Below are 12131 nucleotides of genomic sequence, written 5' to 3' on the forward strand. Positions count from 1 at the left end.
GATCACCTCGTCGTCCTCGACCAGCAGGATGACGGGCTCCCGCTCGGACGGCTCGGCACCGTGCCCGGCGTCCGTCTGCGCTTCTGTGCTCACTGCGGGCCTTCCCCACGTACGACGCCTGTCACCGGTCCTCCATCCTGCCCTGCCGGGCTTGTCGGCCGGACCGCCCGGCCCGCCGGGCCCACTCTGCGACAGCCACCCATCCGCCGTACGGAGACCGTGTATCGATCGTGTAGTGGCCGGATGACGGATGGCTCTGAGATTCCGGTCACAGGGCGGTCGTGACCGGGGCCGTGGGCGGGTGCTGGGGGTGCGTGGCGGGCGGGGGACGGGGCGGGTCTCGCGCGGTGAGGCCGTGCGCGAGGTCAGGTCGTGCCGGGGGTCGTGGTGCGCTGCCAGGTCCAGGCGGCGATGCCGACCCGGTTGCGTACCTTGAGCTTCGCCTGGATGTTGGCGATGTGGGTCTTGGCCGTGCCCGCGGAGATGAACAGCTCGGTGGCGATCTCCGCGTTGGTGAGGCCGTCCGCCACCAGCCCGGCTATCTCCTCCTCGCGGGGCGTGAGGACGGACGGCGGCGGCACGGGCGGGGCCGGGGCGGTGGCGGCACGCTCCTTGAGGAGTCCGACGGTCAGCTGGGGGCTGATCAGCACATCGCCTGCCATCGCGGCCCGTACCCCCTCGATCAGCAGGCCGGGTCCCGAGCGTTTGAGGAGGAAGCCGCAGGCGCCGTCGCGCAGGGCGGTGCGGACGTGGTCGTCGTGGTCGAAGGTGGTGACGACGAGGACGCGCACCGGGTCGGTGACGCCGGGGCCCGCGAGCCGCCGGGTGACCTCCAGCCCGTCCAGGCCCGGCATCCGGATGTCCGCGACGACGAGATCGGGGCGCAGCGCGCGGGCCAGCGCGACGGCCGTGATCCCGTCCGCCGCCTCACCGACCACCGTCATGTCCGGCTGGGAGTCGAGGATCAGCCGGAATCCGCTGCGGACGTCGTCCTGGTCGTCCGCGAGCAGGATGCGGGTGGTGGGGGTGGTGGACGCGTTCATGTCGGGCCCTTCGGGTGCGGCGGGTCACGGGGACGGCCGGGGTGGTTCGGCGGGGACGCGCACGGCGGCGGGGAAGTCGGCGGTGAGCGCCCAGCCGCCGGTCCCGTGCGGACCGGCGTACAGGGTGCCGCCGAGGGCGCGGACGTGTTCCGTCAGGGCGGGGACACCGAGCCCGCCGGGGGTGCCCCGGCGCGGGAGCGGGGCGAGTGCCGTGCGGCCCCGGTCGTTGGTCACCCGCAGCCGGACCGTGGTGGCGGTGCGGGTGAGCCGGACGTCCACGCGGGTGGCCGCCGGGGCGTGCCGCCGGACGTTCGTCAGCGCCTCGACCACGACCCGGTACACCGCCGCGCCCGCCTCCCGGGACAGCGCGGCGGCCAGGTCCGGGGGCATCCGCAGCCGGGCCCGTGCCCCACCGGGCGAGGCGAAGTCGACGACGAGGGCGGGCAGCCGGTCGAGCCCGGGGAGCGGCTGTGCCGTCGTCCCGTCGTCGTGCAGCATCGCCACCGTCCGGTCCATCGCGGCCAGGGCGTTCAGCCCCGCCTTCTCGATGCGTTCCAGGGCGAGGGCCGCCTGGCCGGGATCGTGCGCGGCCACGAAGCGGGCCGCCTGTGCCTGGACGACGATGCCGCTGATGTCATGGGCCACGAAGTCGTGCAGGTCGCGGGAGAGCTGGAGCCGCTGGTCGCGCCGGGCCGCGGCCACCGCGTCGGCCCGGCGCCGGGCGAGCCGCCGCTGGTGGACACCGAACGCCGTCGCCACGAGCGCGGGCAGCAGCCAGAACACCACCGCCCCGGCGCGTTCCACCGGTCCTCCGCCGATCAGGACGGCGGGCCATACGGCCACCGCGAGGCAGGCCAGGGGCACCGCGGCCCGTCGTGCGCGGGGCGGCGACCAGCGGGTCACCGCGGCGATGAGCAGCAGCAGGGGGACGGCCTCCACGAGGCTCCACCACGCGCGGGCCGGCGCGGACACCCCGGTCAGGGGGTGACCGGCCGTCAGCGCCAGCGAGAGCAGCGCGCAGAGGGCGAGGGGGCGCGCCAGCCGGGTGCGGTGGGCGGGGCGCGCCAGGGCCAGGACGACGGTCGCGGTGGCCGCCAGCGCGGGCAGGGCGGGCAGGGCGGCCAGCGCGTGCCCCAACGCGTCCGTCGTGGCGACCGTCACGCCCCACGGGACGGCTGTGGTGACGCTCGTCGTCATCGGCTCCCCCTGTCACCCGAGATCATCAGGGTACGAGGGAGAGGCTGTTGACACCCTCACCCGAACGGTGGAGAGCGACCCGCGCCGGACGGAATTCCTGTGCCGATCGGCGGATGGGCGGGGGGACGGGGCAGGGGCGAGGCTGGTTCCTGTTCGGCGGACGGCGGTCCGGGTCCGGTCAGGTCGGAGTCCGGTCAGGTCCCTGTCGGGTCCGGTCGGGGTTCTTATGCGGGTCCCTGTCGGGTCCGGGTCCCTGTCGGGTCCGGGTCCTTGTCGGTCCGGGTCGGGTCGTTCCCGTCGGGTACCGGCGCCTCCGGGCACGTCACCGCCTCGTCACGTCTCATCTCATCTCATCTCATCTCATCGTCCAAGGGAGTTCCCCATGTCCGTCATCACCGCCCGCACCCTCGCCGCTGTCGGCGTCACCGCGCTGCTCGCCGGGTTCGCCGCCGTGGGCCCGCCGGCCGCCGCGTCGACCGCCGAGGCACGAGGTGCCGCGTCCCCGGCCACGGCCCCGTCCGTCGCCACGGCCGGCACCGCACACGAGAAGGCCGGGGTGGCGCGGGTACGGGGTGCGGCGCGGATCGACTACGTGTACTCGCCCGACGACACGATCCGTTTCAGCGTGGACGCCGAGGCGGTGCCCTTCACCCGGCCGCTGCCCGGGGTCGAGCTGCCGGGACTGCCGACGGACGCCCGGGGCACGGTGCGGATCTCGCACCACGTCAAGGCGACCGGCCGGACCGGCTGGTCCGTGGCCGATGTGGACTGTCTGGTGACCGGGGGCGGCACCGCCACCCTGACGGCGACCGTCCGTAAGTCGAACGTCACCGACCCGGGAACGCGGTTCGGTGTCAGCGTGCAGCAGGGGCGGCAGGGACAGCCGGACCGGCTCGGGTTCAGCTGGGGCGTGGTCAATGTGGCGGCCGACACCACGGGCGGGCTCAAGGCGTCCCCCGTGGGCAGTTGCATGGCCCCCGCCCCGTTCGCCCCGGTCACGGACGGCGGGTTCACGGTCAGGCACACCGAACTGCCGCTGCCCCCGGCCGGATCGGCGCGACCGGCCGCACCGCACTCCCGTCACCGCTGAGCGGGCCCGGCGGGTCGGGCGGGCGAGCCGGACCGGTGCGGCCGGGAGCCGCCGGTGCGGGACGGTCCCGCCGCAGCGCCACCGGCTCGTACGGCGCCGCCGGCTCGTACCGCACACCAGCCCGTACCGCGGTGCCACGGCTCGTACGGGGCGCTACGGGCGCGTGCGGCGCAATGGGCCCAGGGGCGGTATCGCGGGCCGGGGCGAGGCCGTCGGGCGGGGGGCCGGGATTCAGGTCAGCGCGTCGGCGACGACGGACGCCGCCTCCGCGATGAGCTTGTCGTCGTGGACGGCGTCCTTCTCGTCACGGCTCGACATGATGGCCATGACGATGGGGGTCCGGCCGGGGGGCCACACCACCGCGATGTCGTTGCGGGTGGCGTAGTGGCTCCCGGTGCCGGTCTTGTCCCCGACCGTCCAGCCCTCCGGCACCCCGGCCCTGATGAGCGCGTCGCCGGTGGTGTTGGTCCGCAGCCACTTCGTGAGCGTCGCGCGGTCGTCCTTGCCGAGGGCGTCCCCGAGGACGAACGCGCGCAGGCTGCCCGCGAGCGCCCGGGGCGTGCTCGTGTCCCGGGTCTCGCCCGGCGCCCAGCGGTTGAGTTCGGGCTCACGGCGCACCATCCGGGTGACGTCGTCCCCGACCTCCTCCAGCACCTCGTCCAGGCCCTCGGGGCCGTCCAGCTCGTCGAACAGCAGATTGGCGGCGGCGTTGTCGCTGTGGCGGACCGCCGCGTCGCACAGCGCGCTCAGGCTCATCCCGGTCCGGACGTGCTTCTCCGTCACCGGGGAGTGCGGGATCAGGTCGTCCTCGGAGTACTTGACCACCCGGTTCATCCCGCTCGGGGACTGCTCGCGGAGCACGGCTCCGGCGGCGAGGGCCTTGAACGTGGACGCGTAGGGGAACCGTTCGCGGTCGTTGTGGGCGATCTCGCGTCCGGAGCCGGTGTCGACGGCGTGGACACCCAGCCGGGCGTCGAACTTCCGCTCCAGTGCCTTGAGTTCGTCGGCGAACGGCTTCATGGCGGCCCCCGGGTCGCTCGCGCCGGCCGGTGCCGTACGGTTCGGCTGGGCGGGCGGGGCCGAGGACTGCGGGGAGCCGCCCGGGCCGCAGGCCGTGAGCGGGACGAGGGACAGTGCGGCGAGCGCGGCGAGGGCGGCGCTGCGGGCACGGGTGCGCGGCATGGTCGAATCCTCCGGGGTGCCCCGGGCAGGGGCGCAGGGGGGACGGGGCGCCGGACGGCCCCGTCCCGGTGGGTGGTCACGGGACGCGGGACCACCCTCACCCCCGGCGGTCCATGCGGTCCAATACGCTTCCGCGCGGTTCCATGCCGATCCGGCATAGAGTGCGGACCGTGGATCTGGTGGGAGCGTGCCGCGCGTTCGTCAGTGTCAGCGATCACGGCGGGTTCACCGTCGGGGCGGCCGCGTCCCGGATGTCCCAGTCGGTGGCCAGCCGCCGGGTCGCGGCCCTGGAGGAGCACTTCGGTGAGCAGCTGTTCGAACGCGCCTCGCGGGGGGCGGTGCTGACCCCGTTCGGCCGCGACATGCTGCCGGTGGCCCGGCAGTTGGTGCGGGCGGCCGAGGTGCTGCTGCACGAGGCGGAGGCCGCCCGGCGCCGGCCGTGGCGGCTCGCGGTGCCGGGGATCTGCTCCACGGCCGGTCTGGCCCGGCTCGTCGCCGAGGCGCGCGGCCACGGGGTGACCCTCGATCCGCGGGCGGCCGGTCCGGCCCGGCGCAGGGAGCTGTTCCACGCCCAGCAGGTGCGGGCCGCGCTGCTCGCGGTGCCCTCGGACGAGGCGACCTGGTCCGTGCCGCTCGGGCTCGCCGGTGCCCTGGACCCGGGGGTCAACCGCGTCCATCTGGAGACACTGCGGGTCGGCCGGGCGTCCCCGGGTCCGGCCCGGCGGATCTGGGTCCAGCCGGAGGACGACGTACCGCACATCCGTGATCCGCTGGCCCGGCTGCGGGACGCGGTCGGGCTGCGGCCCGCGCAGCTCGTCACCGCGCCGGATCTGACGACCGCCGCGGCCGAGGTGCTCTGCGGTGGCGACCTGCTGCTGTGCTCCCCCGCGCAGGCCGGGGAACTCGCCCTTCGGTGGCGGCCCCTCGGCGGGATCACCGTCAGCCGGGGGTTCGCGCTGGCCGCGGCGGCGGACGGCCGGCCCGAGCGGATCGAGGCCCGGCTGGACGGCGCCATCGCCCGCTGTCTCGGCGTACCGGAAGGGACGGCGTGATGACGGGCACCGAGGCCATGCTGGCCGACATACGGCGGCAACTGCGGGACGGTGGACTGCGCGGCTGTCTGCTCGTCCGGGATCTGCGCTCCGGCGAGGAGGTGGGCATCGAGCCGGATGTCGCGCTGCCCGCCGCCTCCCTGGTCAAGGTCCCGCTCGCGCTGGCGACGGCGGAACGCGTCCGGCGCGGCGAGCTCGACGGGGCGACGGCGCTCGATGTGCCGCCCGGCCGGATCACCACGCCCGGCCCCACCGGCCTGAGCCGCTTCCGTCATCCCGCGCGGATCGCGATCGACGATCTGCTGTACCTGAGCACCTGTGTGAGCGACGGGTCGGCCGCGGACGCCCTGTTCGGGCTGACCCCGCCCGCCCGGGTCACCGCCCTGCTCCAGGAGTGCGGGGTGGACGGCATCACCGTCCGGCACAGCGTGAGCGAGCTGTCCGACACCCCCGTGGAACGCTTCGACGCCGACGGGGCGCATCTCGCGCACGCCCTCGCCATCGACTCGGGCACCGGCGGACGCGGCCACCGGGTCCCGCAGCTCGACACCACCCGCGCCAGCACCGGTACCGCCCGCAGCTGGGTCGGGCTGCTCCAGGCCCTGTGGACACCGTCGCCGGTCCACCCGGAGGTGGCCGAACGGGTGCGCGGGCTGATGGCGCACAACGTGCTCCGGCACCGGCTCGCCCCGGACTTCGACTCCGACGCGGCCACCTGGTCGTCGAAGACGGGGACGCTGCTCAACCTCCGTCATGAGATCGGTGTCGTCGAGCACGCGGACGGTCAGGCGTTCGCCGTGGCCGCCCTCACCGAGTCACTGGTCCCGGCCGCCACCCAGCCGGGCGCGGACGCGCTCATGGCACACGTCGCCCGCACCCTGCGCGACCACCTCCGCCAGCTCTGAGCGGCCACGCTAGAGGTACGGGTACGGGTACGGGCGGGGTGCGGCTACGGGTGCCGTCGACCGGGCGGTGCCGTTCACCACGCCCCGCCGTTCGGCACACCCCCACCGCACCCCGCCCGTTCACCGCGTCCCGCCGTTCAGCGCGCGGCGTCGAACAGCGCCTCCGCGTCGTCCAGGACCCGGGCGAGGGCGCCGGGTTCCGGGCGCAGCGCGGCCACCAGCGGGTCGACGCCCCGCAGGCCCGCCCGTTCCAGCAGCCGCTTCTCGTTGGTCACCCACTCGCCGCGGGCCGCCAGCACCGCGTGTGCCGTCTGGGCGGCGGCGGTGGCCAGGGCGCCCGCGACCTCGGTGGCCCGGCCGTGGGGGACATGGGCGCCGCGCGCGTACCCGAGCGTGCCGGCCGCCCGGTCCCGCCATACCGGTGGGGCCGCCTCCCGGAGCGCCGCCGGGTAGCCGGGCCGGGGCAGGGTGCCCCGCAGGACCTGGTTCACGGCGAGTTCGGCGACGACCAGATAGCTGGGGATGCCCGCGAGGTGGAACATCAGCGGTTCCCAGTGGAAGCGGCCCTGGCGGGCCTCGGCGAGTTCGTGCTCGACGGAGTCGAGGTCCCGGTAGTGGACGTCGACCTGGCGGCCGTCGATCGTGAGCCAGGCACCGCCGTTGAAGACTCCGCCGCCCCAGTCGCCGATCCCGCAGACCTCGCCGTCCCAGCCGACGGCGCGCAGTTCGGCCGGGTCGAAGCGGCCCCGGTAGTAGACGGCGAGGTCCCAGTCGCTGCCGGCGGTGTGGGTTCCCTGGGCGCGGGAGCCGCCGAGGGCGACGGCGTGCACGGCGGTCAGTGCGGCGAGGCGGTCGGCGATGTCGTCGAGGAAGAGTGCGTCGGTCATAGGGGATTCCGATCGGGCGCGGTGGGCGAAGGGCGCGCGGGCACGGGGGCGGGACGCCGGAGCGGTAGGGCTCGGACGGCGTCGCACGGACCGGTGTGCCGGGGTCATCGCTTCATGTCGGGCACCCTACCCGCCCCCGCGACGATGGACCGGCGGCCTTCGCGCGGCGCCCGCGGGGTGGTCGGTTCCGCGGCGCCCGCGGGGGCCGGTTCCGCCGTGCCTCGCACCACCTAGACTCCCGGTCATGGACGACTCGGCGCGTATGTGGATCACCGCGGTTCCGCCCTTCGGCCCGGACGACACCGGGGTGCTGCTCGCCCTGGACCACGACTCCCAGGACCTCGGCGAACTGACGGCCCTGGCGCTGCTGGACCGGGGGCACGAGGGCGAGGAGGGGGTGTTCTATCTGCTGCCGTTCGACCTCGCGGCCCGCTACGAACGCGTCGGTGACCGGCTCGCGGTCAGGATCACGGCGTCCCGTGAGGTGCTCGCGGACGATCCGGCCGGTGGCCGTGGTCCCGGCGGCCCGGCGGCCGGACTCCCCCCGGACGCGGACGACGCGGACCGGGTCACCTTGCTGCGCCGTGAACTGGTGACGGATTTCGTGCCGTCCGGTCCGGACGGCGAGAAGCAAGGGGTGCTGCTCATCGATCACCCGGGACCGGCGTCCCTCCCGGAGCTGTTCGCGCGGTTCGAGCGGGGCGAGTCGGGATTCGCCGTCCTCAACGCGAGCTGAGCGGGGGCGCGTACGCGGAACACCCCGTGCACGGGAACATCGCCACGCACGGGCAACCCCACGCATGGCGGCATACGCGTACGCGCGAATTCGCCGTGCCCGGGACAGTCGTCCGAATTCCGCATTCCATGACGGCCACCACGCGAAATATGGTTTCCTTGCAGAAACCATTCGATCGTGAGGACGCCATGTGGAATTATGAGCACAGCATCACCACCAGTGCGGCGGCGGAAGCCATTTGGGCCTACTACGAGGACCCGGCCCGCTGGCCGGAGTGGGACCCGGAGATCAAGGAACTGACGCTGGACCGGCCCTTCGGCGCCGGGGCGAGCGGCTTCCTGCATCTGCACGACCTGCCCCCGGCACCCCTCGCGGTCACCGAGGTGCAGCCGCCCACGGACTTCCGTACCGAGACCGGGATGCCGGACGGGACGGTCATCGGCTTCACACACCGGCTGCGCGCGGAGACCGGCGGGCGGGTACGGATCACGCACGGGGTGCAGATCGCGGGCCCGTCAGCGGGTGCGGAGCTCGGAGCGCTGCTCACGGCGGGCGTACCGGACGCGATGCGGCGGCTCGCCGATGTCGCGGAGGCCGACGCCGGGTAGCCGGTCACCGGCCGCCCTTCACCCGTCGCGCGCCCCGGGTGACCGGTCACCGAACGGCCGCCGGTCACGGGTCATGGGTCGCCGCCAGGAAGCGATCCGCGCCCGGGCGGGGCGGCCGTAGCACTCCCCGGGCCGTCACCCGCTCCGCCGATAAGATTTCCCAAAAGAAATCGCCTTGAGGTAATCACCGAATGCGGTTCGACCGGCCGGGCGTTGGCCGAAATCGGAACAGCCTGCGGTAAAGTGCGTTCCTCAGTGAATTGAAGGCGGGGGTGCGGCGGCCGGGCACCCCGCGGAAGTGGAGTGCCGCGGTGACCGGACCCGAGACCGTACCGCCCCCGGCGCGGGGTGCCCCGAGTCTGGAGGACGCGCTGTCCTCGCTCCAGTGCGTCCTGGTCGCCCGGCGTGCCGGCAGCGGCCCGGAGCCGATCAACTGGCAGCAGTACGACGTGCTGGAGATCCTGCGCGTCCGCGGCCCCATGACCCCCTCACTGCTCAGCGGGTCGCTCGGGGTGTCCCGGCAGACCGTCTCCAAGTCGCTGCGGGTGGTGAAGGATCTGGGGCTGGTCGTACAGGCGGCGCTCGGCGAGGACAGACGTGAGCAGACGACGTCCCTGACCCGGGCCGGTCATGTCTTCCTCGCCCGCAACGCGCGCGGTCGCCGGGAGAACGCGCGGGCGGCGATGTCGGTACTGGACCCCGACGAGCGGGAGGCGTTCGCACGGATGTGCCAGAAGGCGGCCGACGCCATCAAGGAGTTGCTGCCCGAGCAGCCGCCACAACGGCACTGAGCTGGGCCGATCCACCGACGCGCGCGGGAGCGCGGGACGCGGGCGGCGGACGGGTGGGCGCGCCCGTTCGAGCGGCGAGGATGAATCTCCGGGGAGGAGCGGCGATCCTGTGTGCGCGGCCGGCGGGCCGGGTACCGCTCTGGTTCCCGGCCAGGGCGCCGCCCCGCCGCCGCGGCATGTGAACCGACCCCCGGAGATCCCCTTCATGCACACCCGTTCCAGCGCACAGCACTGCCCCTTCGACCACGCCGAGGCCCTGGAGTTCGACCCGACGCTCCAGCGGTTCCTGGACGAGGAACCCGTCGCCCGGGTCCGGCTGCCCTACGGCGAGGAGGAGGCCTGGCTGGTCACCGGGTACGACGACGTGCGGACGGTGACCACCGACCGGCGGTTCAGCCGCAGTGCCGTGATCGGCCGTGACTTCCCCCGGATGACGCCGGAGCCGATCGTCCAGGCCGAGGCGATCAATGTGATGGACCCACCGGTCAGCAGCCGGTTGCGGCGGCTGGTGGCCAAGGGGTTCGCCCCGCGGCAGATCGCCCGGATGCGGCCCCGTATCCAGAGCGCCGTGGACGAGCTGCTGGACGGGATGGAGCGGCGGCCCGCGGCGGCGGACCTGGTGGAGCGGCTGACCGGGCCGCTCCCGCTCCTCACCATCTGCGACATCCTGGAGATCCCCGCCGCCGACCAGGCCGGACTGCGGGCCCACGCGCGCACCATGATGGACGTCGGCTTCGACAACCGGGCCGCCGCCGTCCGGGCCAAGGCGGAACTGCGCGCCTACTTCACGGAGTTGACGGCGCAGCGCCGTGCGGACCCCGGCGACGACCTGATCAGTGTGCTGGCCGCGGCCCGGGACGGCGACGAGCTCCTGGACGACGACGAGCTGGCCGTGATGGCGATGGTCCTGCTGATCACCGGGCAGGACACCACGATGTACCAGCTGGGGAACATCTCGTTCACCCTGCTGACCCGGCCCGCGCTGGCCGCCGCGCTGCGGGAGCGGCCCGGGGAGCTGCGCCGGACCCTCGACGAACTCCTGCGCCTCATCCCGTTCCGCAAGGGGGTCGGCATCCCCCGGGTGGCCACCGAGGACGTGGAGCTGAGCGGGGTGACGATCCGGGCGGGCGACATCGTGCATGTGTCGTACCTGACGGCCAACCGGGACGCCCGTAAGTTCGAGCGGCCCGACGAGCTGGACACGGGCCGCGCCGGGCCCTCGCACATGACCTTCGGCTGGGGCGCGCACCACTGTCTCGGGGCGCCGCTGGCACAGGCCGAGATCGCGATCGCGATCGGGACGCTGCTGAGGCGGTTCCCCAGGCTGACCCTGGCGCGGCCCGCCGGGGAGGTGGAGTGGAACAGGACGTCGATCTGGCGCTACCCCCTGGCCCTGCCCGTCACCTGGTGAAGCCCCGGCGGGCGCCCGTCACCTCGTGGCCGACCGGCCGCCCACGGCGTGACGACGACGGGCACGACCGCCGTCGTCACGCCGTGAGGGGCCAGTCGCCTATCCGCTTGTCGTAGCCGCCGGTGACGAGCCGGGGTTCACCGGCCACCTCGACCTGGCACAGCGCGCGGACCCAGCCGCAGCCGTAGGGGCCGAAGATGAAGGCGGCGCCGCCGACGGTGTCCACCAGGCTGCCGTCGGCCGGGTCCCAGAGCTTGACGCCCGGCCCGTCGCCCCCGGACGCGAGCAGGGTCCGGCCCCCGTACGTGACCGGGGACAGCGCGTGGAGCCATCCGAAGTCGTCCTTCATCGCGCGGAGTTGGTTCCCGGTCGCGGGGTTCCACAGTCGTACCCGCTCGTCGGTCCCGGCCGACGCGAGCAGGACGCGCTTCGGTCCGGGCACCACGCACAGCGCGTTGGGCCAGCCGCCGACGTGACCGGTGAGCGTGCGGACCGGCTCGCCGGTGGTGGGGTCCCACAGCCGCACGGTCCCGTCGGTGTGGCCGGAGGCGAGGAGTTCCCCGTGCCCGCCCTTGACGGGCACCCCGCAGACGGCCATGACCTCACCGGCCTCCGGGGCCAGGACATGGACCGGCGCACCGGATTCGGGTCGCCACAGCCGCAGTTTGCCGTCCTGCGCGCCCGAGGCGACGAGGACCCCGCCGGGCGCGCGCACCTGGCACACGGACGACGGCCCGATACCCGCGCCCGTGAGGACGGCGACCTGCGCGGCGGCGTCCGGGTCCCAGAGCCGTACCGTGCGGTCCTTCGCCGCGGAGGCGAGCAGGACGCGGTCCCCGGTGTCCACCTCGCACAGCGCCGTCACCCAGTCCCGGTGGCCCTTGAGCGCGGCGGCGGCTGAGCCGGTGGCCGGGTCGGTGATCCGTATCCGCCGCCGGGGTCCGGCGGCGGCCAGCAGCGTGCGACCACCGGTGCGCACCGGGGAGAGCGCGGTGACGCGTGGGGCGACCGCCCTGAGCAGGGACAGCCGGGCGACGACGAGGACGACCATGATCACCCCGGCGGTGATGAGCGCCTGGACGACGTCGAGCACGCCGAACAGGGCGAGCACGAGAACGATCAGCCACAGCAGACGGACGCGCAGTACGCGGAACAGCAGCCGGTGCAGCCCGTTCAGCAGATTCTCGTTCACCACTGCGGTAGCCCCCATGATTCTCGTCGTCGCGCAC

12 protein-coding genes are annotated in these 12131 nt (G+C 74.3%); 7 read left to right on the forward strand and 5 right to left on the reverse strand.

Annotated elements, in window-relative coordinates; all coding sequences use genetic code 11:
• Nucleotides 1–365 precede the first annotated feature (365 nt).
• Both OG711_RS08700 and OG711_RS08705 read right to left on the reverse strand, forming a co-directional pair.
• Nucleotides 366–1043, reverse strand: coding sequence for a response regulator (locus tag OG711_RS08700; protein ID WP_073789939.1), 678 nt, complete (start codon nt 1041–1043; stop codon nt 366–368).
• 24 nt (nt 1044–1067) lie between these two features.
• Entirely contained in the window at nt 1068–2240 is a 1173-nt protein-coding gene (locus OG711_RS08705) for a sensor histidine kinase (RefSeq protein ID WP_329558973.1), read from the reverse strand.
• Nucleotides 2241–2622: 382 nt separating this feature from the next.
• Between OG711_RS08705 and OG711_RS08710 the strand changes: the two genes are divergently transcribed.
• Nucleotides 2623–3330, forward strand: coding sequence for a hypothetical protein (locus OG711_RS08710; RefSeq protein ID WP_329558974.1), 708 nt, complete (start codon nt 2623–2625; stop codon nt 3328–3330).
• Between the two features lie 231 nt (nt 3331–3561).
• Here the strand turns inward: OG711_RS08710 and bla are convergent, their stop codons facing one another.
• Nucleotides 3562–4512, reverse strand: coding sequence for a class A beta-lactamase (gene bla, locus OG711_RS08715; protein WP_329558975.1), 951 nt, complete (start codon nt 4510–4512; stop codon nt 3562–3564).
• A 170-nt stretch (nt 4513–4682) separates the two neighbouring features.
• Between bla and OG711_RS08720 the strand changes: the two genes are divergently transcribed.
• Entirely contained in the window at nt 4683–5564 is an 882-nt protein-coding gene (locus OG711_RS08720; protein ID WP_329558976.1) for a LysR family transcriptional regulator, read from the forward strand.
• Nucleotides 5564–6469 (forward strand): serine hydrolase, encoded by a 906-nt coding sequence (locus tag OG711_RS08725; protein ID WP_329558977.1) that lies wholly within the window; start codon nt 5564–5566, stop codon nt 6467–6469. Before OG711_RS08720 ends, OG711_RS08725 begins: the two co-directional genes overlap by 1 nt.
• 137 nt (nt 6470–6606) lie before the next feature.
• On the opposite strand, the gene OG711_RS08730 is transcribed toward OG711_RS08725, so the two are convergent.
• Nucleotides 6607–7356, reverse strand: coding sequence for a nucleotidyltransferase domain-containing protein (locus OG711_RS08730; protein ID WP_329558978.1), 750 nt, complete (start codon nt 7354–7356; stop codon nt 6607–6609).
• Nucleotides 7357–7600: 244 nt separating this feature from the next.
• Here OG711_RS08730 and OG711_RS08735 point away from each other — a divergent pair, with 244 nt between their 5' ends.
• From OG711_RS08735 to OG711_RS08750, 4 genes are all read left to right on the forward strand, one after another.
• On the forward strand, nt 7601–8092 hold the full coding sequence (locus tag OG711_RS08735) for a hypothetical protein (protein ID WP_329558979.1): 492 nt from the start codon (nt 7601–7603) through the stop codon (nt 8090–8092).
• Nucleotides 8093–8250: 158 nt separating this feature from the next.
• The gene (locus tag OG711_RS08740; RefSeq protein WP_178391061.1) at nt 8251–8700 is read left to right on the forward strand and encodes an SRPBCC family protein; all 450 of its coding nucleotides are present in this window, start codon (nt 8251–8253) and stop codon (nt 8698–8700) included.
• Between the two features lie 311 nt (nt 8701–9011).
• A complete protein-coding gene (locus OG711_RS08745) occupies nt 9012–9491 on the forward strand; it encodes a MarR family winged helix-turn-helix transcriptional regulator (RefSeq protein WP_329558980.1) in 480 nt (159 codons plus the stop codon).
• A 205-nt stretch (nt 9492–9696) separates the two neighbouring features.
• A complete protein-coding gene (locus OG711_RS08750) occupies nt 9697–10902 on the forward strand; it encodes a cytochrome P450 (protein ID WP_329558981.1) in 1206 nt (401 codons plus the stop codon).
• Nucleotides 10903–10978: 76 nt separating this feature from the next.
• Here OG711_RS08750 and OG711_RS08755 read toward each other — a convergent pair whose 3' ends face one another.
• Nucleotides 10979–12112, reverse strand: a complete 1134-nt coding sequence (locus OG711_RS08755; protein ID WP_329558982.1) for a WD40 repeat domain-containing protein — start codon at nt 12110–12112, stop codon at nt 10979–10981.
• Nucleotides 12113–12131: the final 19 nt, after the last annotated feature.

Origin of the sequence: Streptomyces uncialis (genome assembly GCF_036250755.1) — a bacterium.
Taxonomy (GTDB): Bacteria; Actinomycetota; Actinomycetes; order Streptomycetales; family Streptomycetaceae; genus Streptomyces; species Streptomyces uncialis.

Excerpts from the sequence above, each read along its gene's own strand:
- bla (WP_329558975.1), bottom strand. The coding sequence starts at position 4,512 with ATGCCGCGCACCCGTGCCCGCAGCGCCGCCCTCGCCGCGCTCGCCGCA.
- OG711_RS08730 (WP_329558978.1), bottom strand. The coding sequence starts at position 7,356 with ATGACCGACGCACTCTTCCTCGACGACATCGCCGACCGCCTCGCCGCA.
- OG711_RS08710 (WP_329558974.1), top strand. The coding sequence starts at position 2,623 with ATGTCCGTCATCACCGCCCGCACCCTCGCCGCTGTCGGCGTCACCGCG.
- OG711_RS08755 (WP_329558982.1), bottom strand. The coding sequence starts at position 12,112 with ATGGGGGCTACCGCAGTGGTGAACGAGAATCTGCTGAACGGGCTGCAC.
- OG711_RS08750 (WP_329558981.1), top strand. The coding sequence starts at position 9,697 with ATGCACACCCGTTCCAGCGCACAGCACTGCCCCTTCGACCACGCCGAG.
- OG711_RS08725 (WP_329558977.1), top strand. The coding sequence starts at position 5,564 with ATGACGGGCACCGAGGCCATGCTGGCCGACATACGGCGGCAACTGCGG.
- OG711_RS08700 (WP_073789939.1), bottom strand. The coding sequence starts at position 1,043 with ATGAACGCGTCCACCACCCCCACCACCCGCATCCTGCTCGCGGACGAC.
- OG711_RS08735 (WP_329558979.1), top strand. The coding sequence starts at position 7,601 with ATGGACGACTCGGCGCGTATGTGGATCACCGCGGTTCCGCCCTTCGGC.
- OG711_RS08705 (WP_329558973.1), bottom strand. The coding sequence starts at position 2,240 with ATGACGACGAGCGTCACCACAGCCGTCCCGTGGGGCGTGACGGTCGCC.